The organism is Bacillus sp. BML-BC051, from assembly GCF_019656175.1.
Taxonomy (GTDB): Bacteria; Bacillota; Bacilli; order Bacillales; family Bacillaceae_G; genus Bacillus_A; species Bacillus_A mobilis.
The window spans coordinates 143,549-166,685 of the sequence record NZ_BPLI01000015.1; the positions used below are offsets into that span (position 1 = coordinate 143,549).

Below are 23,137 nucleotides of genomic sequence, written 5' to 3' on the forward strand. Positions count from 1 at the left end.
TTTTCCACTTCCCTTTCTATTGCATTATTTCTAATATTTTTTCCCTAAACTCATATAAATTAATACAAATAAGGAAACTATACGAAATTCGATAGCTAAAGGAAATTCAGTTACATAAGAGGAAAAGATAAAAAAATGTCGAATGTATATATTTGTTGAATTTAAGGGTTTGGAGGGTACATTTTGAAAACATATGAGTTTAAACATAACATTCCAACATTGGAAGAGTATAAATATTTATGTGATTCTGTTGGATGGACTAATTATATGAATTTTAAAGTAGCGGAAACTTCACTGAAACATTCTATTCACTGCATCACAGTCAATGATAATGAAAAAATTATCGGCATGGGTAGAATTGTTGGTGATGGATCTATCTATTTCTATATTCAAGATATAGTGGTGCATCCAGATTATCAGAAACACGGTATCGGGAAAGAAATCATGCATCGTTTAGTTGCATACTTACATGAGAATGCCCCTGATAAGGCGTTTGTCGGCTTGTTTGCATCAGAAGGTAAAGAATCGTTCTATGAGAAATTTGATTTTAAAGATTACTCACCAAACATGACGGGGATGTTTACTGTCATTTCAAAAACATAATAGATTTTTAATTGTAAGAAAAGACTTCGGTTCATATAAAGGAATTTGTTCTTGCAGTATAAGTTTACTATTACATACGAAAGGAGAGTACATATATGGCTCATATGTACTCTCTTTTTATTTCACTCTTTACATATTAAATTTTTTAATAAAATTTCACTACATCTTCAGTAGGTAAGAACGTTCTTTCTCCCGGTTGTTCATTTGGCTCACCAAATGGCATTTGTCCTACTAAGCTCCACTCTGCTGGAATATTCCAAGTTTCTTTCACTTCAGCATCTACGATTGGATTGTAATGTTGCAGAGATGCGCCAATTCCTTCAGCTGCTAATAACATCCATACAGTATGTTGTAACATTGCATTTCCTTGATGAGACCAGAATGGGAACTGATCTTTATATAATGGTGCATTTTCTTGCATTTTTTCTACTGTTGCTTGATCTTCAAAGAATAACACAGTCCCAACACCTGTATGGAAACCTTTTAATCTTTCTACAGTCGCTTCAAAGTTTTCTGCTGGTACGCGGGCTCTTAATGTTTCTTTAACAATATCCCAAAACTTTTCATGTTCTCCATCCATTAATACAACCATACGACCACTTTGCATATTGAAAGATGTTGGTGCGTGTAAAGCTGTTTTTAAAACTTCTTCAATTCTTTCTTTCGTAATTGCATCGTTTTTTGTTACTTTACGAATAGAACGACGGTTCACGATTGCTTCTTTTAAGTTTGTTGTAGTTGCTGACATGTTAATTCCTCCAAATATTTGTTTTATAATTTATTTTGTTATTTCATAACAAGCGATTTAGCAATATCCATCTGTATTACACTGCATACCTTCAAATGAATTTGTTTTTTCCTTTTCAATTTCTTTATCAATTACTCTTTGTAGCGTTTCTTTACTAGCAAGTCCTTGAATGACTTCATCTCCAATCATGACAGTTGGAACAGCCATAATATTTGCCTCATCATATGCGTGCTGAATTGCTTCTTGATGCTTTTCTTTATATTTTCGATTTACTAAAGCATCTTTAAATTCGGCTTCAGGAAGACCTACTTCTACCGCTAATTTTGTTAAAACATCAATATCTTCAATGTTTTGCTCTTCTTGGAAAAATGCTGTGAATACACGGTGATGATACTCATTTCCAAGTCCACGTTCCTTCGCAAATTGACATCCTTCAAAAGCTAAATGTGTATATGGATGCGGAGAAACACGCGGCAAACGCATATCGATTCCTAACTTTTTCGCGGTTGGAAGAATGAAAGCGTCCCATGAACCTAATTTTTCCGGCTCATTCCATGGATCTATTTTTGAATATGGACTTGGACGTAATTCAAATGGCATCCATTCAATCTCTACATCATTCTCTTTCGCTACCTCATCTAATGGACCTTTTGCTAAAAAACAAAATGGACATATAAAATCTGAGTATACTTTCATTTTTACAGTCATAACTTTGACACCTTACCTTTATAGTTGTAATCAAATCAGTTACATTAATAACAAAAAAATATAAATATGATTTAAGCATTCATTTTCTCTTGCAGAGTTTCAAACAACTGCCCCATCGTAATATTTCTTAAAACTTCTTCCATCGCAGATTGCGCTTGTATTAATATAACTTCTAATACAGCTTGAATATTCGCTCCAATTGGACAATCTGGATTTGGTTGCTCGTGAATATGAAATAGCTTGTCTTCTTCGACTACATTTACTGCATGATACACATCCAACAATGTGATTTCATGTAAATCCTTTAATAATCCCGCACCACCTGGGCCGCGATTTACATATACAAATCCAGCTTGCTTCAAGTACGACATGATTTTGCGAATAACTACTGGATTCGTATTTACACTTTCAGCCATATAGTCTGAAGTACAAAGTGAAGATGGATTGTTTTTCAAAATAGATAAAATATGAACAGCTATAGAAAAGCGGCTACTAATTTTCATCGTGATCACCACCTCGATGTAATCATTATAGTTACAACAAAAAGATAAGTCAATCCTTTTCATAAATTTTTTATAAGCAAATTAAAAAGTGTCCCATTAAGATATATGGGACACCTCTTGTCATTCTGCAAATAGAACTTGAAATTCCTCAATAAATAGCTGCACAGCGATTGAAGAGTCCTTCAATGAAGGAACAGCTAAAGCAATTTCTCTCCATACTTGCGGCTCCAATTCTCTCGTTTGCACATTCTGTGGTAAATTCGTTAAAGATAATTCAGCTAATATTGCAATACCTAGCCCTTCTTGAATCATATTTAAAGCTGTAGTAACGGTCGATATTACATACTCAGCCCGAAGTGGTACGTTAGCTTGTTTAAACATATCAATAATGGGTGGTTCGTATCCGCCCTTACATAATATGATTGGTTCATTCTCTAGATCACTAATTGCAATAGAGTCCTTCTTACAAAGAGGATGATCCTCTCTTAAGATAGCAACCATTTTCCCCCTCGTTAATGGGACAATCTCCATCTCTTTATTAGGCAAAATAACAATTCCTATATCAACAACCCTCGATATTAACCAATCTTCAACTTCTTTAATTGTTCCTTCGCAAAGAACGACCTCTAAGTTCGGATACTTCTCCTTAAAATGGTTTATCATTTTCGGTAAGAAATGTGCAGAAGCACTCGGAAAACTCCCAATTCGAATCGTCCCCACTTCGTGTCCTTTCTCCATCGCAACTTCTTGTTCAATCTTCTCTACACCGTTCAAAATCTCTCTAATATGTACAAGAATTCTGTTTCCTACATCCGTAACGATTAATCCTTTTCGTTTATCACGTATAAGAATCGTAACTCCTAACTCTGACTCAATACTAGAAATGGCGTGACTTACAGCTGGCTGCGTCATATTTAACACCCGAGCAGCCTTCGTAAAACTACCTAGCTCAACAGTTTTTATTAATACTTGCAGTTGTGTAATGGTCATAACTAATCACTTATACTCCTTATAAAAAAGATTCATTTTATTTATTACAGTCGATATCATATCATAGTGAAATGAATAACAACAAGGAGGTCTTACCGTGACACAGCTTTCTCGAACTAAGACGGCCATCATCCTTACCTTTCTCGTTTTCATGTGGGGAATCAATTGGCCTTTATCTAAGTTTGCCCTGCATTATACACCACCCATTTTATTTGCAGGCGTTCGAACTTTAATTGGAGGATTCATTTTACTCCTTTTCGCATTACCGAAATACAAAGAGTTACACTTAAAAGAAACTTGGCATTTATACGTTATTTCTTCTTTACTTAACATCATTATATTTTACGGATTACAAACTGTCGGCCTTCAATATATGCCTGCTGGGCTATTTTCCGCCATCGTATTTCTACAACCAGTTTTACTCGGCATTTTCTCATGGATTTGGCTTGAAGAATCTATGTACGGCTTAAAAATTTTCGGGCTTGTTCTTGGATTTATTGGCGTAGGTGTTATTAGCTCTAGTAGTTTAACTGGACATATTTCTATTATCGGAATCCTTCTCGCGATAGGATGCGCTATTGGCTGGGCACTTGGAACAGTATTTATTAAGAAGACTGGGCACCGCGTTAATTCCATTTGGATGGTAACACTGCAGCTCATTATTGGTGGACTTTGCTTAATTGGATTTGGTTCAGAGTTTGAAAGCTGGTCTAGTATCGCTTGGAGTATACCATTTGTTAGCGTACTACTCTTTATTTCATTCTTTGTTATTGCAATGGGATGGCTTGCATACTTTACTCTTGTTGGAGCTGGTGAAGCAAGTAAAGTTGGGGCTTATACATTTCTTATTCCACTAATCGCTATTATTGTAAGCTCAATTTTCTTACATGAGGCCATTACTATTAGCTTATTCATCGGACTATTATTTATTGTGGTGAGTATTTGTTTCGTAAATATAAAGCCGAAAACACTTGCTGTAAGGCAGCAGGTTGAAGTGAAATAAAAAAGAGTCTACGTTTGTAGACTCTTTTTTTATTGTATGATGATATTTAAGTAGTAAGAATATTTTCTCTAACATATACAAATAGACTAACAATTCTAATCATAAGGGGGAATTATATGGTTTTACAGTATAAAGAATTTGGAGATTCAAGCTCTCCACTATCCTCATTCTTACTATTCCATAGACCTTTCAATCTTACTTATTTTTTACGACGTACCACAAAAGCACATGCACCTACCGACGATACAATCGCTAAAATAGATAAGACAATTGCTATCAATTGCATATTACTAGTGCTTTCATTCTTTTCTACATTAGACACTTCACCATGTTCACCTGTTAATGACGTACCTTTTGCAATTGTAGTAAGTGAATGTGGTTTTTCAGCTTTTTCATCGCCTGTCCATTCAACAATTTCTCCGTCTTTATATTGTTGATATGCATCCCAAGCTATTTTTTGTTCCTTATCCGGATTTTTAGCGACGAAAGTAAATCGCTGAAACTGACCGGGTAAAATCCCTTCTCCTGTTGCTTCCCACACTACAGTTTTCACTTTTCCATCATTATCTTTTTGTTCTTCCACTTTCCATCCTGGCACTGGTTCATACTGTTGGAACTCTACTCCAGACGGTATTTTCAATGTAACTTTTGTCGTTGCAACATTCTTTTCAACCGGTACTTTTATCGTGTAAGTCTCCCAAGAATTTACGTCTGAAGTTGCTGGCTTCACAGTGACGTGCGCACTAACCGGTAACGAAAAAATGCCCATTGCAATAATTGTTGCGATCATTGTTGTGCCAATTTTTTTTATACGTTTCATTTTATTAACTCCTTTTTATTTATACCTTCTCTTTATCTGCCGCCTACTATAAATTTATAATCCGCATCAAAGCTATCAAGAGATTTTGTTAATCCGTGCACTTGTATATTCCAGTTTCCTGTCATGTTAATATACATACCTTCCGCTTCATATTCTCCTGGTGAAACGGCCGAAACTTTAAATGAGCCTTTTCCCATGTTCATATCCAATGATTGCGTAGTTAAAATAATTTGCTCCATATCAGTAACAGGTTGTCCGTTCTCATCCTTTAAAGTAATATGGAATGTATTTTGTCCTACTTTATTAGGACTTACATGTAAAGTAAGTTCATATCCATTATCTAATTGTTTACTCTCTGTAAAAGGTCCAGTAGGTGGCATCGGCGGTGTTTGTACGTTTGTCATAAAAGCTACGATTACGAAAATAATAATTCCTATGATAAACTCTACTTTCACTGTAGCGCCTAATCCTTGCTGCGCTCTCATTTTCCCTTTCACATAATGAACAATTCCCAATATCCCCATGAAAATGAATAAAAGTATTTTTGCTAATAAAGCTAATCCATACTTCGTATCAAATAACGAGTGGATTGTTGGAATAAAAAATGTACTGTTAAAAAGACCTGTTATTAAAATCACGATGACAGCACCTGTTGCCCACGGTGAAAAACGCTTAATCATATCCCAATACATACTCCACTTGTCATCCTCTTTACGTAAAAGAAGAATAATGGTTGATAGACCGCCAATCCATAATGAGGCTGCGAATAAATGTAGAAAGTCCATAACGACAGCAATTTCTTTAAACTTTAAACCATATGCGTGACTATTAAAGGCTTTCATAACAAGTATCCCAATAAACAATACTATCGGAATGCTCCATACTTTAAACGACGATAGCTTTTCACACTTCAGCGCAAAATACGTAACGGTTATAAGCAAACTAATAAGAGCCATTTGAGTGAGCCATACGTAACTAAAAACAGAGAGCTGTAATGTTTCTTTTAATAGTAAAGGATTGAATGCTTCTAGCCATGAAACATCAGCATTTATTTTCGTTTGCAATGGTAGATTGAATAGTAAACTAATGAATATGCCAATTAATGAGATCCATATTATTTTTTTACTTCTTGATTGAACCGAGATTGCATTCCCTTTGTACATAATAAGATTAAAGAATAGCACTCCTATAAATAGTGAGAAACTTGTATATAGAACGCCACGTTCCATAATCATATCTATTTGTGGAACATATCCCATCTCTTCTACTTGTAAATCGTCTGCTCCCGCTTCTGCTGATCCAATTCGGAACGGAATCACTCCTTGAATAGGATGACCGTCAGCTGAAATCACTTTCCACTGAATAGAGTAGAGTCCGTTTTTCAAATTTTCTTTTAACCCTGCTTCTAATAATTTTTTATTTTTCTTATCGATATGAGCATCTTTTAAATCTACTCTTGTACCTGATGTATCTCTTACAAACAATGTATTAAAATGCGAAACTTGTATATCCTCATCGAATTCAATTTTCACAACAGCTGGTGCTTGCTTCAACGTTTCATTTTCAGCAGGATTGGATTTCACAATGTACGCATGAGCAGATGCACTTTTTGGTATCGATATAATAAGCACACATACAATGAATAGCCATGCCCCTAACCTTTTCATTACTTTCACAATCATTTCACTTCTTTCTTACTCATCGCTATACTTCCATTCCTTTAACTTCCCAAGTTCAATTCCCCGGCGAAATATTAACCTGATTAAATATAAATTGCTATACAGTATAACTCTTTATTTCTCTCTCACCTCTAAACTTCTAATAAAATAGTAACTACCTTCATAGATACAACTTACATTTTTAAAGTCGATTGTAATTATATCATAAAATATATTTATGTAAGTTCCTGAAGAAGAAAAGTTATCGTGAATCATTTGTGAAGAAAGTGTGAAATACATAAAGTAAAATTTTTATCAGTGGGTGTTTTTGTTCCCCCCTAATTCTTAGCCCACGCCAGTCAGGCCTTTATGGACGGTAAGCTCCCACCTAACTCTCTCATACTCGCAGATTTTTGAGGTGGTAGTCTTATCGCTCGCAAATAGCCGAAGAAACAAAAAAGGCATTACGTTATTACGCAACACCTTTTCTTAATACAATTCTTTTACTTCTCTTCCAGATAATCACCATAATCAATGCTCATTTCTTTTGTATCTGCTGGGTTAAGATAAAATAACCTTCTATCATGCTTATTAATGGGAAGTGTATGCTCTAATGCTCGAATACCTTGTTCTTTAAACATTTTATGTTTCTGCATATCCTAACCCTATTTTTAAATTCCACTTTCTTTTTTAGGATTAACGCTAATTATTTCCAATAAATCTTTTACCCTTTTATCATATGTATGTTCAATTAGTGTTCTTCTAAATCCTTCCATCGCAATTTTATTTCTTTGTGCTGGATTTGCCAAATACCTTTCTGCTTTCTCTATAAAATCAACCGATGAAGTAAATGTCTCAATTTGCACCCCTGGAATATAGCACTTTTCCAAATCTGAACGAATATCCGTCATTTGAAAAGCACCTGTACTAGCTATTTCGAATGTACGATTATTAATGGAACAAGCATTTATTTTTACTCTATTTATATTAAATGTTACATCCTCTATCGATCGATGTATATTCATGTTAATTTTACTTTTTGTATAATATTCCATACTATTTTTATAAACCAAAAATGGTAAAAGTATAATCTTATCCTTCAATAATTCATAGTTTTTTAGTCTATCCCAGTTACATCCTATAATTAAGGTGTTTTTAGTCACTAAATACTCTGCAATTGAATCAATAAACGCTAGCCGATTATCAAAAGCAGTCCCTATGAAACTAATATCAAATAAATAATCCTCTTCCGTACGTATCGGCGTATATGCAGGAGGTTCTGCCGCTAAAGGCAAGTAATAAACATTATCGCAGCCTAAATCTTTATAAAAATCAATACATCCTGTATCTTGTGTAAAAACATAATCATAATCAAGCACTAAATTTTTTGTCACATCTGTAAAGTAAGGATCATCTGTAAGCCAGAGTGCAGTCGTAAAATTATATTGTTTTAGCTCTTGAATCCCCTTACTTATTCCTTCTTCAAAACCATGGAATACAATAATGAGTGAGGGCTGTATCTTTAAAGCTGTTTTCACCAAATTTTTGTATGTTACCATCGTTACATTACCAATTGCTTTTTTCAAACTATTAAATATAGATTCCTCTAACACCGGAAAATATACAGAAGCACCAGATTTAACAAATAATACGTTAAAATTTTCAGCACTATATGAAATCGTCACAAATAGCCACGCTCCAATACATGTAATTAACTATTTATATTATATTGTATTACCTAAAAATATATAGTTGGCTACAAATTAGTCTCCCCTGTAACATATTGCCGCGGAAGAGGAGCATAATCAGCTCATTCTACATCTTTATATAAGATATGACTTTCTTATAAAATGTATAACTTTTTTGTCACCTCACACAAATACATAAATAAAAAGGAGTTACATTATAATGTAACTCCTTTGCTTAAGGTTGAACTTTATTTCTCTTCCGGATAATCACAATACTCAATGATTGTTCCCTCTGTATCCGCTGGGTTAAGATATATTAATCTTCTGCCGTGTTTATTAATTCGAAGTGTATGCTCTAACGTTCGAATACCTTGTTCTTTTAACTCTTCTAAAGCTACATCTAAATCATCAACACGATACGCAACGTGATGAACACCTTTACCTTTTTGTTTAATAAAGCGTGCAATTGGAGATGTCGTATTATTCGTAGGCGCAAGTAATTCAATTCTATCTCCATCCACTTCAAGAATGGCTACTTCGCTTTCCACACCAGGAGCTTCACTTACGTAACGATCTATTAAAGTTCCTAACAACACCTTTTCATAAAAACGTATCGTACTTTCTATATCTCGAACTGCGATGCCGATATGATCAATTGTTTTTTTCATTTTATTTCCCCTACTACTTTATTTTCTTTCATTATTAATAGTAACAAAAAAAGTTATAGAAACAAGTTCTATAACTTTTTTATTTAACCTATTTTCTTATTCGCACTAGCTGGCTGAACTTGATTTTTTGCTTTTAAAACGCTAATGCCATATCCGATAAATCCACCGATAATTGCTGGGAAGATCCAACCTAATCCTACTTCTTGCATCGGAAGGAATTTAGTGAACACTTGGCTTACTACTTCAATGTTAACGCCAGCTGCACTTAATCCATCGAATAAGCTAATGATAAATGTTACGATTAAGCTCACTTGATAAACTTCAGCTCTTCCTTTGAATAATGAATGGAAGAATGTTAAGAAAATCAATACAATGGCTAGTGGATAAATTGCTGTTAATACTGGAACAGAAACTGCGATTAATTGTGTTAATCCTACGTTTGCAACAACTGCACTAAATACACATAGTATGATTGCAATTGCTTTGTAAGGGACATTTGGGAATAACTTGTGGAAGAATGAAGAACATGCTGATACAAGTCCCACACTAGTTGTTAAACACGCTACTGTAATCATTAATCCTAATAATATTCCGCCGTATGATCCGAAATAGTAGTTAGAAACTTTCGCTAATACTTCTCCACCATTCTCTAAATGTCCAAGCTTTGCAACACTTGAAGCACCCATATAAGAAAGAGCTGTATAGATAATTGCTAAAATAGATGCTGCAATGATTGTCGCTTTTGCACAAACAATCATAATCTGTGTTTTCGTTTTCGCACCTTTTTCTTTAATTGCATTAATGATAATGATTCCAAATACGAATGATGCAAGTGTGTCCATTGTTAAGTACCCTTCTTGGAACCCTTTAAAGAATGCATGTGATGTATAAGCTTCCACTGGTGCTTGCATATCTCCAATCGGATGTATAAAAGCAACGATTACTAATATACCGATAAAAGTTAACTTAATTGGCGTTAAGATTTTTCCAACAATATCGACAATTTTCGCGGGATTTAGCGAAAAAAAACAAGTGATGCTAAAAAATACAATTGTGAAAAGAATTAAAGGTGTAGAGCCTATTCCCTCTGGCATAAACGGCTTAAGACCAATTTCATAAGAAACATTTCCTGTTCTTGGTATTGCAAATAACGGGCCAATCGCTAAGTATAAAACTGTTGTAAACACAATCCCGAACACTGGGTGAGCCCGACTTGCTAATGACTGTAAATCATCTTTACCCGAAAAACCAAATGCTAGTACACCTAGTAATGGTAAACCTACTCCTGTTACTAAAAATCCAGCGTTAGCAATCCATACATTCTCTCCTGCCGATTGCCCTAACATTGCCGGGAATATTAAATTTCCTGCTCCAAAAAATAGTGCAAATAACATTAATCCAATAACTACTATGAACGAAAACGGTACTTTATTCGCCATAATATAACCCCCATTCAAATTTCCTTATCTCATTTTCCATTTTTAACTAATTGAATTTTCTGAATTTTTAATTCGACTATCAACTATTCTTGAACTCATTATAGTTTGCTATATAATATTTTGCAATACTATTTTCAAACTTTTCATTTATTTTATAAATATACATTTTTTAACATAGAAATAGACTAAAAAACCAACATGGTCATCCATGTTGGTTTTTTACATTTATTATCAATTAAAATTTCGCCGCTACTTTTTTAACGTTCTCTAAACCTTCTTCAACAATTTGTTGTGAACGATCTGGATATTGATTGTGCCCTTCAATTACAACAGTCTCTGGATTTGTAATTCCCCAGAACCCAAGTACATTCGTTACATAATTAACGGCCATTTCCATAGGAGCCATTTGTTCTGAAGAGTAATCTGAACCACGCGCACCTAATACAACGACTTTCTTATCACCAGCTAAACCTTCCGGACCATTTGCTGTATATTTAAATGTTTTTCCAGCTTGAGATAAATATGAAATATACGTAATTAATGGTGCTGGCACTGTGAAGTTCCATAGTGGAAAGGCAAATACAACTTTATCAGCTTCTAAGAACTGATTTAAATATTGATCTACCGTAGCTACAGCCTTCTCTTCTTCTGCTGTTAACTCCATTCCTTGACTACGTTTGTATCCACCTGAAATAGCAATATTTCCGTAATACGGAAGATCTAATGCGAATAAATCTAACTCCGTAATTTCTGTATTTGGGTTCGCTTCTTTATAAGCACTTACAAATGTTTCATACATTCTTGAACTAACTGCTTGCTCCGCTGGACGATCGTTTGCTTTTACAAATAATACTTTTGACATTGTTTTATTCCCCTCTACTTTTGTATTTTCTTCTTTTTTACCAAATAACGAGCTAAATAATCCCATTTTCTTCACCTAAACTTTCTTATCATATTCATTATTCATCATCATAAAAATTCTTATTCTAGTAAAAAGTTCCAATAGATACCTTAAGTACAAACACAAAAACTTTTTGTTATTTAATTACCTTATGTAAGTGATTGTAATACAGTAACTTACTTTAGTCAAGTAACTTTAAATATAAAATAATATCTCGAATTAAAAATAACGACCGCAATACAATTCATACACCCATTGTAACTTTATTGTTTGTATAATGGATGTAGAGAGGGCAATTCATATTTAGAAAGGATTTACTCATGAGCACTATAGAAAAGATTCAAACTTTTATTATTCTTTTTGCTGTTACATGCGGCATCGTACTCGGACAATTTAATTTGATACATATGTATTCAGAGCAATTTATTGTCCCCTTCTTATTTTTCATGCTGTATGGATTATTCCTCAGCATTCCATTGAAAGAAATAAAAAATGGATTCCGTAATTTAAAATTTGCTGGAACGAGCCTCACCATTAATTTTGTATGGACACCTTTACTAGCTTGGGGGTTAGGCGCTCTATTTCTTTCAGACCATCCGGCACTTTGGGTTGGATTTATTATGTTAATGGTTACTCCATGTACAGATTGGTACTTAATCTTTACTGAAATAGCGAAAGGAAATGTAGCACTTTCTACTGCTATTTTGCCTGTAAATTTAATATTGCAAGTACTGCTCCTTCCCATTTATTTATTTTTATTTGCTGGTGTCATGAAGACTGTAGCTGTTTCTGTTTTAGTGGAAAGTATTGTTATCGTAATCATCTTACCATTTATACTTGCACACGCTACAAAATTCATTATGAATAAAATGAAAAAAGCTGAAACACTCGAGAATAAACTCATCCCGTTTTTCAGCTCTGCTCAAATTGTATTTTTAAGTTTAGCAATCGTAGCGATGTTTGCATCACAAGGAAAATATTTACTACAAAATATGAATGTCGTTTTACTATTACTCATTCCTGTTCTATTGTTCTTCATCATTAATTTTATACTAGGACAATTTATCGGACGCATGATGCGTTTATCTTATAAAGATACAGTTAGTCTAAGCTTAACAACATTAGCAAGAAACTCGCCTGTTGCACTCGCTATTGCTGTAACAGCTTTTCCAGACGAACCTCTTATTGCGCTTGCACTCGTTATTGGACCGTTGATTGAACTGCCAGTACTTGCTTGTGTTTCACAAGTGTTGTTGTTTATTAAGAAAAAACAGCGATATACATAATAAAAAAAACGTCCTAATTCGGGACGTTTTTTTATCGAGCATTTATAAAATTATCCACCCTTATTCATTATTAAAAATAAAATAACTGAAACTAAAAATGTAATGATACCAATTATAATAAATATAATGGAAGCTGAAATTGACTCTAAGGAATACCCCGTTATTGCAATTCCAATCGGAGTTGATACTAATAATAACGAGTTTAGGAAACCAAAGAATCTTCCTTGTACTTCATTTGGAATTAACTTTCTATACAGTACCCCGAAATATACATTACTCACTCCAAAAGCTATCCCTGACAGAAAATAATAAACTGAAAATAATATTGGATTCAATGTCGTACCCATTGCAGCGTTAAAAATCCCCATAGTAGCAGTAAATATAAATGCTGTTGTTATTGTTTTATATGCACGGATTTTTTTAGTAATAAATGCCCCAATTAATATCCCTATCGGAGATGCCGCAAAGATGATACTATACCACTGCGTAGAAAGATCCATCTCTCTAACGACTATTACTTGCAGTGAAAGCATACACGCTGCTCCAAGTAAGTTAATGACTGCAGCGCTCATTAGTAAGATTTTCAGCGATTTATTATTACTAATAATAGAAAATCCCTCTTTAAAATCTTCATAAAACGGCTTCTTCTTCTCCACTTTCAATTCACGTGGAAATTTAATTTTCATCAAAATTAAAAACGATATAAAGAATGTAAGTGCATCTAACACAAATACTCCATGAAAACTAAAAATACCAATCAAAAAGCTCGCCATCAAAGGAACTGCGATCGATATGATTTGTATTGATACTTGTCTCAATGTAATCGCCTGCTGAACATGCTTTTCTTCCACATATGTAACTAACGCTGCATTTGAAGCTGGTGTAAATAAGGCACTTCCAATTGAGCGTAAAATTAGTAAAAGTAGTAATGGAATGTACAACATATTATTATAAAATGCTATTACAGCAATTAAAATCATGACAATACACCTTATCACATCTGCAACTATCATAAGTTCTCTTCTCGACATTCGATCCGCTAATGTTCCTGTAATAGGAGCAAACAGAATCGCTGCCGTTGCAATCGCAATATTTACCCCCGAAACGAGTAATGGCGAGTTTGTTAATTTCATTACCCATAATGGTAAAACAAGTGTAACCATAGAATTACCTATTAAAGAAATACAACTTGCTAAGAAAAAATAAGAAAAAACTTTATTACTCCATATACTAGAGCTATTCTCTTTTCTATTACTAACTTCACTATTCACTGTAATCTCCCTTCTACTCACATATTCTTCTTCTCCTTCTCTTCGTCACCATCCTGTAAAATACAAAAAACCTTCTTCAAAACAAGAAGAAGGTTTACTTATACCCAAATTCTTATCTTTTAGGACTTTTAGATCCTACAGGATTTAGCACCTTTATGTAATATTAGGTTGCTGAGGTTTCAAAGGGCCAGTCCCTCCACCTCTCTTTATAAGAAGTCATTATTCCATTATCTAAATTAATTATATATTGCATCAAAGTACTTTCAATATATTTTTTCTATCCAGTTAACAAAGTCTTTCTAATTAAACATTAAAGGAAAAGTAAATATGACGAACGCTGCCCAAAGTCCGTAGATTGGCAAATATTTCGTAACGGCGTCTTGGATTGCTGTCGGTCCTGATTTGTTTTGTAGAAAACGTATATAGGAAAACATAATCCAAATGAGATTTGCCCAAATCAGTATGTTTACGCCTAAAACAGCAAGTCTATTAGGTGTAATCCCGTAAGAAGAAAGTCTGAATACGATGGCTGACAATGCGACAGTGTCAATAATAAGCGCCAAAACAATTAGGGCAAAATTTATATAATCTGAAATGCTCTTTTTCTCGTCCGAGTCACTCTCAACGATAGAAAATATAGTAACAGCCAATACACCAAGGAGTATTCCATTGAAGGCCATTAGGAAATTGCGGTCCAAGAATGGATTTTTCCCACTCCATATAACCGTTATAAGATAGATCAACAATGTAATCAGTACAAGCGGACTAAAAATTTTAGCTATATATGGTGTAATATTTTTAGCAAGTTTAAGGTTCATTGATACTAAGTATGTAGCCACAATAGCGAGGGCCGCAGCACAAAATAAAACAACATTACTAAAATAGAATTCTCCTATATCCAAGTCAACGAAGCTAAATAACTTCATGGTGAATACCGCTAGTACCATTCCGCTCACTGCCATGCTCGCATAGAGAAGACAATATTCTAAATTAAATTTTATGTACGCTAATCTTGTACTACCTTTTGAATATTCATTTCCTGTAAACGCAAGTCCTACTAAGACCCATAACAATATAGGAAGATGTAAATAAGCAAGGATGCTGCTGTCTTTATAATTTAATGGCAACATATTAAGATACAATCCGGAAATTAGGAACAACGCAGCAAGGAAATAAATAATACTTTTTTTCGGCGTATTATTGTAAATAAAATAAGCAACAATAAAAGGAATTACACCAAAAGCTAGGTTAATTGGAGCAATTGCTTCCTGCTCAACAAAGTGGAAAATAATTCTAGTGCTTAGCCCAGCTAGAATAGCTAACATGCCCATGAATAAGAAACCTTTTTGAAATAGCGCTATTTTTTCTGCATTTTCCGTTTCCTTAAAATGCATCCTTTCATACCAAGCAGCTAGAACCTGAGAATCAGGATTTTCATCCCATGCTTGTGAGAATGATTTTTTAAAAGCTTTTGGATCTTTTCTATACATTCTCTCCAACTCATGAGGATTATCCATATTTTCAATAATCAAATTGTTAATGTCCATATTTATACCTCCTCTAATAAAAAATAAAGTTGTTACCTTTTCTATAAAAAGTACCACAATTATTTATTCTGTTTTTGATTTTAATATAAATTTTATCGTTTTACAATAAATTTTTATTATTTAAGATGCTATTTTTATTGCATATTCCCACAAAAATCCGTATAAACTACTCTCACTTTCTCTTAATTATTTTTTCCTCTTATATAAAATAAATGGTAAAGATAATATAAACGCCCTATTTAAATACTATCTTTTCAAATATTTTTTATCGTTAGCATACAAAATAAAAAAGCATGACATAAAATTGTCATGCTTTTTCAAACTTAACCTTTTATTTGTTAAAACCACTTAATTCTCAAACACAAAATTCATCTTATTATCTTTCCACTCTAACTTCGCATCAAACGTTTTCTCGCCTTTTTTAAAGCCTTTAATTAAATCGGTCTTTTCACCTTTTAAAAGCTTTGTCATATTCTTTTGCGAAATTGTTTTACTTAATATCTTCTTTGAAATGGTAAAATCACATTGCGTTGTATTGTAGTTTGAACAACCGTAAAATGTGGACTTATCAATCACATCTCCATCACATTTTTTACAACTACCAACCTTTTTACCTGTTGTAAATTTCGATCCTTTTCGTTCAATCGATTCCACATGTAATCCAGTGAAGTCCCATTTCTCCGACATTTCTACCGCATCTTCAATAATTTTAGCTGATAGCTTTTTCGTTTGTTCCATAAATGTAGCTGGTGATGCTGTTCCTTCACCAATTTCCGCAAGGCGTTGCTCCCATTTCGCTGTCATTTCTGGTGAAGCTAGTATTTTATCACCGATTGCGGTAATTAAGACTTTCCCTTTATCAGTTGCATACACTTGGTTCTTCTGCACATCTATATATTTACGGTCTTTCAGCATCGTAATAATACCTGCACGCGTTGCCTCAGTACCTAAACCTTCTGTTTTCTTTAATACTTTCTCCAGCTCTTCATTCTCTAAATACTTACCCGCCGTTTTCATTAACGTAATAAGTTGTCCTTCTGTATAACGCTTCGGCGGCTGTGTTTTTCCTTCTTTCACTTTCACCTTTACAACTTTTCCTTGTTCACCTTCTGCGACAATTGGAAGAATTGTTTCGTCATCTTTATCATCTTGGAAAATAACTTTACGCCAACCTTCTTGAATTTGCTGTTTTCCTTTTGAAATGAATTCAGCACGTTCATCTACAAGAGTTGTAATCGTTGTGTAGTCAAAGATTGCTACTTCATAATGCGCCGCAATCAGTCTTCTTACGATCATATCGTAAATTTTCTTTTCATCACCTGATAGTTTGCTTGGATTTGTAACTTGCTCTGTCGGAATAATAGCGTAGTGATCTGTAACTTTTTTTTCATTCACATAACGCTTATTATTCATAATCGATTCAATTGGTGCTGGCAATAACCCTTTATATTCATCAAACTGACTTAACTTCTGTAAAATATCAGGGAACGTCGCTGCTTCTCCTTGTGTAACATAGTTAGAATCCGAACGCGGATAAGAAACTATCCCTTTTTGATATAGTGCTTGTGTTATATCAAGCGTCTTTTTCGGTGAAAATTTAAAAGCTTTATTAGCTGTCGCTTGCAGTGCTGATAAATTAAATAAAAACGGCGGCTGAAACTCTTTACGCTCCGTTTTCATTTCTTTTACTACAGCCGGTTTCCCTTGGCAAAATGCTGCAATTTTATTTGCCATATCAGGGTCTTTTAAGCGGGATTCACTATCCTTCTCCCATTTCCCCTCATACTTCTTTCCTTCTATATTAAAGGTTGCGAACACTTCCCAAAACGGCTCAGACTTAAAATTTTCAATTTCTTTCTCACGCTTTACAATCAACGCTAACGTTGGTGTTTGTACACGACCAGCGGAAAATACATCGTTCATTCCTTTTTTCTTTAGCAAAATACTAAAGACACGCGATGCATTCATACCAACGACCCAGTCCGCACATGACCTTGTATACGCCTCATAGTACGTATTAATTGTATCTGCTTCATCTAATAAATTTTTAAATCCTTGGTATATAGCTTGTTTCGTTAAAGATGAAATCCAAAGACGTTTCATCGGCTTTTGCACGTTACAAAGATTAATAATGTTTCGTACAATCAATTCCCCTTCGCGCCCAGCATCGCCCGCGTGAATAATTTCTGTTACCTGTGGATTATGTAACAGCTGTTTCACAACGTTAAACTGCTTATACTTTGACTTTGTTACTTCAAATTGAAAACGCTCTGGAATCATCGGTAACGTATTAAGTGACCATTTTTTCCACTCTGCGTGATAATGCTCTGGATTACATAACTGCGTCAAATGACCAATTGCCCATGTACAGTACGCTCCATTTGGAAATAACTCATTCGCTTCTACTTCTAAATAGCCATCTTTCCGGCGATATTTAAATTGTGAAACAAGAGCCAAACCTTGATCTGGTTTCTCGGCAATAATTAATTTCATTTTATAACTCCCTATCTGTATTCCAGTGTTACTTTCATTGTCTATCTGTTTAGAGGCGATGATAAAACAACAATCTTATTTATCATTCGCGGGTTATTCCCAGTAATGGGATAACTATAATATTATACGCTTATTCTTTATATGTTCACAATAGAGATACTCACATATTATTTCTCCTATATTTAAAACAATATAAATGTGAATTCAATTGTACAAAAGTTAAACTCTACAACCATATCACTTTTTTTCTACTAACATAAGCTATAATAAACTTGAAAAGGATGATGTTAATATGAAAAGTCTAGTAAGTATACACGACTTATTAGCAATTATAGAGCATACCGAAGGCTGGTTATCGCCGCATGAGCAATTTGCTCTATTACACTTATCTTCAACGCTAGATCACTTAGACGGAGATATAGTGGAAATCGGTTCCTATAAAGGAAAAAGTACAATTGCCTTAGCTCTGGGAAGTTCTCTATTGAGTAACAGAAAACGTCCAATCTACGCTATTGATCCATTCCTTGATTGTTATTACCCTTCATTTCAGTTCAACATAAATTACCACGGACTACAAGATTTCGTTATTCCAATAAGAAAGTTTAGTACACAAGCTTACGATGATTGTCCTAAATCTATTGCCGCATTATTTATTGATGGTGATCATGAATATTCTAGTGTGAAACACGACATCACTCATTATGTATCACGTGTTGTAAATGGTGGGCTCATTCTATTTCACGATTATACCGAGCAGTTTCCAGGAGTTATCAAAGCTATAAATGAACTTTGCAATAACTCTGAATACAACATTGTTTTAACTTACGACCACCTTATTATCGTTCGAAAAACAAATAATTAAGCTCTGTTTCATTATCTTGCTTACTATCCTAACTCCTTTTTATTCACAAAAAAGATGTTCAAAAGTGGATCATCCTTTCCATTCATTTTTACTATATATATTTCTCTCAAAGTAATAATACTTTTTCCCTCTGTAACTACTATGATCGTAATGCTTTTTTACAGATCCTCACCTACTAAAAGAACACATCACTATTTGAACATTATATCGAACTCACTTCTAATAAATTGTGCAGATAATATGCAGATATAAATAAGCATAAGTACTCTCCATATGAACATATGATGAAATAAATGATAGGACAGGGAGGTATCATGATGTTCGCTTACACATTAACCGCCTTAACACTTTGTTGTATCTCGGTTCTTATTACATCATATATATCTAAACGCAAGGGTACCCTAATGGAGTATATGGTATTTATTATGTCTTTTAGTATGAGTACGGGTTTAAGTATAGGTTTTTATTTAGGTATTCTTTTTAAAGGAGAATTACTATATTCTACTTTGCTTGCTATTTTGATTAGTAGTTGTATAGGTTTTTTAGTCGGTCTACGTTTTCACCTATTCACTGCTTTAGAAGGAATGTTCTCTGGATTAATGGCAAGTATGATGGGAGCAATGATTACAGAAATGTTAAATGCTCAACAAGCGCATAGTATACTGTTTATTAGTCTTTTACTTACGATAACAATAACTATGTCATGTATGATTCAGCTTCTATCAGAAACCTTTTCTACTTTTATTCAACGGCGTTTTTTGTTATTACTATCAATTAGTGTGGTAATTATCGTTGCCGTATTCGTGACATTCCCAGATCATACTCCCCCATCTTCACCCGCTCATGATCAACATATACATTGACTCTTGCAACGAAAATGAATAAGCAGCTATCCATAGGATAACTGCTTCATATTATTCTGGCTTATTAGGAATGTTTGGGTTTGGAACATAGTCAGATTTATAATCTGTATATTTCACTTCTGTTACCATTCCTGCTGAAGCATGGTGTAAATCATGACAGTGGAACATCCATTCACCTGGATTGTCTGCTACAAAGGCTACTCCATATTCTTCTCCTGGTTTTAAGTTCAAAGTGTCTTTCACAATCGGAGAACCTTCTACCGGTTTTCCATCTTTACTCAACACCTGGAAGAAATGACCGTGTAAATGCATCGGGTGATCGTCCATTTTAGAGCGATTTACTAATTTTACTTTTACTAAGTCACCCTTTTTCACTGGAATTGGGTCAATATCTGGGAATACCTTTCCGTTAATTGTATATACCATTTCATTTCCATTCATTTGCGTATTCAAGTCCATATTATATGTGGCAGTATACGGCTGATTTAACGTGAAACTTCCTAATTTTTTAGTACCATATTTCGTCATGTCTAATTTTGATAACTTCTTTTTTTCGTTTGCTTTGTCTTTCATCTCTTTACTACCTTCATATTCAATAACAGCTTTCATTCCTTTTGCACCTTTATTTTCTGAATGGTCTTCAACATACCATTTCCCAGGATTATTAGCAGTAAATTCAATATCATAACGTTCACCCGGTGCGATTGAAATTACTTGATCCTTTATAACTTTTGGATCGTTTATTGGTTGACCATCTGTCGCAATTACTTTTATATCATGACCGTGAACGTGTATATCATGTGATAGATAACCAGCATTAACGAGTCGAAGACGAACTTTATCTCCCTTATTCACTTTTAATGGTTCTACTAAATCCCCACTTTTACCATTGATTGTGAATAAATCATACATACTCATATCATGACCTTCCATCTTCATATTTCCATGGTCCATTCCTTTCATATCATCATTCTTTTTCGTATTTTCATTATCCTTAGATTTATTACCTTTTTGCCCTTTTGTCATTTCTTTTAACTGTTTATTAATCTCTTCTTTATCTGTTACCCATTCATCTAACATTAATGTGTAATCTTTATCATATTTTTCCTTTGTATCTTCTACAATGAGCGCTCCATATAAACCTCTATCTAATTGATTTACAGAATCTTGATGTGAATGATACCAATACGTTCCTGGTACATTCGCCTCAAATTCATAGGTGAAACTTTTTCCAGATTCAACCGCATCTTGCGTCACGCCTGGAATTCCATCCATACTATTTGGGACAGGATATCCATGCCAATGAATAGATACTGGTGCAGATAATTCATTTTTCAATGTTACTTTCACCGTTTCGCCTTTTTTCACCCGAATTTCGGGACCAGGAGATGAGCCATTAAATGTCCAGACTGGAACAATAACACCGTTACTTAATTTTTGTTTTTCTTCTTTCGCTATTAAAGTCACTTCTGATCCTTTTTCAACTTTCAATGGTTTTGTAGCCGTTTCAGTCTGTGGTGTTCCTTTATCATTCATATTTTTATGATCGTTTGTTGTATTTGTGGTCGCGGAACATGCAGCAATTAAAGATATGACAGAGACTGTAACTGCTGTTAATACAAATCGCTTCATGGAAAACCCCTCCTTTTTCTTTTTCAAAAATCATTATAAAAAATGATTTTCAAGAAAATATGGAGATGTGCAATGGACCAAATAAAAAGACGCCCAAAATTGAGCGCCTCTACTAATGATTATTTTGTAACCACTTCATTTTCTTTTACATTCACATTATTTTCTCTCATAAACGTTTCAATCTCTTCAACTTCTCTAATGATATCTTTTGACAAGTTTTCATGTCCGTCTTTCGTTACAAGAATGTCATCTTCAATACGAATTCCAATTGATTCTTCTTCAATATAAAGACCAGGTTCAATTGTTATAACCATACCTTCTTCTAACACTCTCTCTTTATATGTTCCTACATCATGCGTATCTAAACCAAGGAAATGGCTGACACCGTGATAATAGTATTTTGATAACTCTTCGTCTTCCTGAATTAAACCAATTGCTTTACACTCTTCTGCTAGTACCTTTTTTGTATGCTCATTTAATGCAGCAAATTTTACTCCTGGCTTAATGAGTTTCGTTGTTTCTTTCAATGCTTTTAATACAATATTATACATTTGTTTTTGGCGACTAGAGAATGTTCCATTTGCCGGGAAAGTATAACTAATATCAGCGTTATAGTAGTCTTTTTGAGCGCCTAAATCTAGCAGTACTAAATCACCATTTTGAATTTGTGCATCATTATCTTCATAATGAAGAACTGTAGCATTTTTTCCACTTGCCAAAATTGTATTGAACGCATGATGCTTAATGCCAGATGATTTCAGTGTGAAATCAAACTGAGCTTCTAATTCATACTCCATCATGTCAGCTTTTGCATGCTTAAGTACGTTGTAAATACCCTCTTTCGTTACAGCAATCGCTTCTTTAATGATTTCAATTTCTTCTTCTGTTTTAAACACTCGTAATTCACAAATATTCGGATATACATTACCAATTAAAACGTGTGGATACTGCTCTCTTACATGTTTAGCAAATGCTAGCGTTTTTGTCTCCGTACCATTCCACTCACGACGCTCTAAATCTAAATATAGATGCTTCACATTTTCTGTAAAAAGTATATTTGACATTGTCTTTTCAAAGCTATCTAAATATACAACTTTCTTTATACCTGAAATTTTCTCTGCTTCTTCGTTAGAAACTGTTTTACCGACCCATTTTTCCATTACTGGATCTGACTTTTCAATGAAAAGTGTTTCTTCTACACTATTTCCAAACTTCTTCAACATGAAAATAACATTTGGTTCATCGATTCCTGTTACATAGTAAAAATTTCGATTCGGCACAAATTTATAATGTGCATCCGCTGACATATGAGGTGCTTGTCCAGCGAATAAAATAGTAATAGATTCATCTGGTAATGTGTTTACTAATCGTTCTCTATTTTGAGCAAAAAATGTTGATTTCATAATAATCCCCCTAGCATTCTATGTATACTTGTAAAGCAAATTGTCCTCTGT

General features: G+C 34.0%; 20 protein-coding genes, 1 pseudogene and 1 riboswitch. Of the genes and pseudogenes, 5 read left to right on the forward strand and 16 right to left on the reverse strand.

The features are described 5' to 3' along the window. Positions 1-183: 183 nt before the first annotated feature. The gene (locus tag K5S59_RS07070; protein WP_000860621.1) at positions 184-603 is read left to right on the forward strand and encodes a GNAT family N-acetyltransferase; all 420 of its coding nucleotides are present in this window, start codon (positions 184-186) and stop codon (positions 601-603) included. A gap of 145 nt (positions 604-748) precedes the next feature. Here K5S59_RS07070 and K5S59_RS07075 read toward each other — a convergent pair whose 3' ends face one another. The 4 genes from K5S59_RS07075 to K5S59_RS07090 form a co-directional block, all read right to left on the reverse strand. Continuing rightward, positions 749-1,351, reverse strand: a complete 603-nt coding sequence (locus K5S59_RS07075; protein WP_001277029.1) for a nitroreductase family protein — start codon at positions 1,349-1,351, stop codon at positions 749-751. A gap of 57 nt (positions 1,352-1,408) precedes the next feature. Next, positions 1,409-2,059 (reverse strand): DsbA family oxidoreductase, encoded by a 651-nt coding sequence (locus tag K5S59_RS07080; RefSeq protein ID WP_000216687.1) that lies wholly within the window; start codon positions 2,057-2,059, stop codon positions 1,409-1,411. 71 nt (positions 2,060-2,130) lie between these two features. After that, positions 2,131-2,562, reverse strand: a complete 432-nt coding sequence (locus K5S59_RS07085) for an Rrf2 family transcriptional regulator (protein ID WP_000704076.1) — start codon at positions 2,560-2,562, stop codon at positions 2,131-2,133. Positions 2,563-2,682: 120 nt separating this feature from the next. Beyond that, positions 2,683-3,552: a LysR family transcriptional regulator gene (locus K5S59_RS07090; protein ID WP_000156763.1), complete on the reverse strand. Its 870-nt coding sequence runs from the start codon at positions 3,550-3,552 to the stop codon at positions 2,683-2,685. 97 nt (positions 3,553-3,649) lie between these two features. On the opposite strand from K5S59_RS07090, the gene K5S59_RS07095 reads away from it, so the two are divergent. Continuing rightward, positions 3,650-4,555: a DMT family transporter gene (locus K5S59_RS07095; protein ID WP_098258282.1), complete on the forward strand. Its 906-nt coding sequence runs from the start codon at positions 3,650-3,652 to the stop codon at positions 4,553-4,555. 199 nt (positions 4,556-4,754) lie between these two features. Here the strand turns inward: K5S59_RS07095 and K5S59_RS07100 are convergent, their stop codons facing one another. The 7 genes and pseudogenes from K5S59_RS07100 to K5S59_RS07130 all read right to left on the reverse strand — a co-directional run bounded on the left by K5S59_RS07100 (position 4,755) and on the right by K5S59_RS07130 (position 11,756). Further along, a complete protein-coding gene (locus K5S59_RS07100) occupies positions 4,755-5,375 on the reverse strand; it encodes a YcnI family copper-binding membrane protein (RefSeq protein ID WP_120449847.1) in 621 nt (206 codons plus the stop codon). A gap of 32 nt (positions 5,376-5,407) precedes the next feature. Continuing rightward, positions 5,408-7,057 (reverse strand): copper resistance CopC/CopD family protein, encoded by a 1,650-nt coding sequence (locus K5S59_RS07105; RefSeq protein WP_000636158.1) that lies wholly within the window; start codon positions 7,055-7,057, stop codon positions 5,408-5,410. A gap of 479 nt (positions 7,058-7,536) precedes the next feature. Then, positions 7,537-7,668, reverse strand: a pseudogene (locus tag K5S59_RS07110) (glyoxalase); the annotation flags it as partial. Between the two features lie 36 nt (positions 7,669-7,704). Continuing rightward, the gene (locus tag K5S59_RS07115) at positions 7,705-8,718 is read right to left on the reverse strand and encodes a CgeB family protein (RefSeq protein WP_000156216.1); all 1,014 of its coding nucleotides are present in this window, start codon (positions 8,716-8,718) and stop codon (positions 7,705-7,707) included. 251 nt (positions 8,719-8,969) lie between these two features. Then, positions 8,970-9,389: a VOC family protein gene (locus K5S59_RS07120; RefSeq protein WP_073518019.1), complete on the reverse strand. Its 420-nt coding sequence runs from the start codon at positions 9,387-9,389 to the stop codon at positions 8,970-8,972. Between the two features lie 83 nt (positions 9,390-9,472). Beyond that, positions 9,473-10,828, reverse strand: a complete 1,356-nt coding sequence (gene brnQ / locus K5S59_RS07125) for a branched-chain amino acid transport system II carrier protein (protein WP_120449845.1) — start codon at positions 10,826-10,828, stop codon at positions 9,473-9,475. Positions 10,829-11,063: 235 nt separating this feature from the next. Further along, the gene (locus tag K5S59_RS07130) at positions 11,064-11,756 is read right to left on the reverse strand and encodes an FMN-dependent NADH-azoreductase (protein ID WP_000522526.1); all 693 of its coding nucleotides are present in this window, start codon (positions 11,754-11,756) and stop codon (positions 11,064-11,066) included. Positions 11,757-12,049: 293 nt separating this feature from the next. Between K5S59_RS07130 and K5S59_RS07135 the strand changes: the two genes are divergently transcribed. Then, on the forward strand, positions 12,050-13,015 hold the full coding sequence (locus tag K5S59_RS07135; RefSeq protein WP_120449843.1) for an arsenic resistance protein: 966 nt from the start codon (positions 12,050-12,052) through the stop codon (positions 13,013-13,015). A gap of 50 nt (positions 13,016-13,065) precedes the next feature. Here the strand turns inward: K5S59_RS07135 and K5S59_RS07140 are convergent, their stop codons facing one another. The 3 genes from K5S59_RS07140 to topB all read right to left on the reverse strand — a co-directional run bounded on the left by K5S59_RS07140 (position 13,066) and on the right by topB (position 18,326). Beyond that, positions 13,066-14,307: an MFS transporter gene (locus tag K5S59_RS07140; protein WP_000091032.1), complete on the reverse strand. Its 1,242-nt coding sequence runs from the start codon at positions 14,305-14,307 to the stop codon at positions 13,066-13,068. Between the two features lie 88 nt (positions 14,308-14,395). After that, positions 14,396-14,501, reverse strand: a riboswitch (SAM riboswitch). Between the two features lie 84 nt (positions 14,502-14,585). Next, complete coding sequence (locus K5S59_RS07145; RefSeq protein WP_220784045.1) at positions 14,586-15,833, reverse strand: DUF4153 domain-containing protein; 1,248 nt, start codon at positions 15,831-15,833, stop codon at positions 14,586-14,588. A 348-nt stretch (positions 15,834-16,181) separates the two neighbouring features. Further along, positions 16,182-18,326 (reverse strand): DNA topoisomerase III, encoded by a 2,145-nt coding sequence (topB, locus tag K5S59_RS07150; protein WP_000766759.1) that lies wholly within the window; start codon positions 18,324-18,326, stop codon positions 16,182-16,184. 292 nt (positions 18,327-18,618) lie between these two features. Here topB and K5S59_RS07155 point away from each other — a divergent pair, with 292 nt between their 5' ends. Together K5S59_RS07155 and K5S59_RS07160 are read left to right on the forward strand one after the other, a co-directional pair. Next, the gene (locus tag K5S59_RS07155) at positions 18,619-19,188 is read left to right on the forward strand and encodes a class I SAM-dependent methyltransferase (protein WP_098258287.1); all 570 of its coding nucleotides are present in this window, start codon (positions 18,619-18,621) and stop codon (positions 19,186-19,188) included. 317 nt (positions 19,189-19,505) lie between these two features. Beyond that, positions 19,506-20,051, forward strand: a complete 546-nt coding sequence (locus K5S59_RS07160; protein ID WP_098258288.1) for a hypothetical protein — start codon at positions 19,506-19,508, stop codon at positions 20,049-20,051. Positions 20,052-20,102: 51 nt separating this feature from the next. On the opposite strand, the gene K5S59_RS07165 is transcribed toward K5S59_RS07160, so the two are convergent. Together K5S59_RS07165 and K5S59_RS07170 are read right to left on the reverse strand one after the other, a co-directional pair. Beyond that, positions 20,103-21,683 (reverse strand): multicopper oxidase family protein, encoded by a 1,581-nt coding sequence (locus K5S59_RS07165; RefSeq protein ID WP_098873298.1) that lies wholly within the window; start codon positions 21,681-21,683, stop codon positions 20,103-20,105. A 119-nt stretch (positions 21,684-21,802) separates the two neighbouring features. Further along, positions 21,803-23,086 (reverse strand): aminopeptidase P family protein, encoded by a 1,284-nt coding sequence (locus K5S59_RS07170; RefSeq protein WP_000843002.1) that lies wholly within the window; start codon positions 23,084-23,086, stop codon positions 21,803-21,805. Positions 23,087-23,137: the final 51 nt, after the last annotated feature.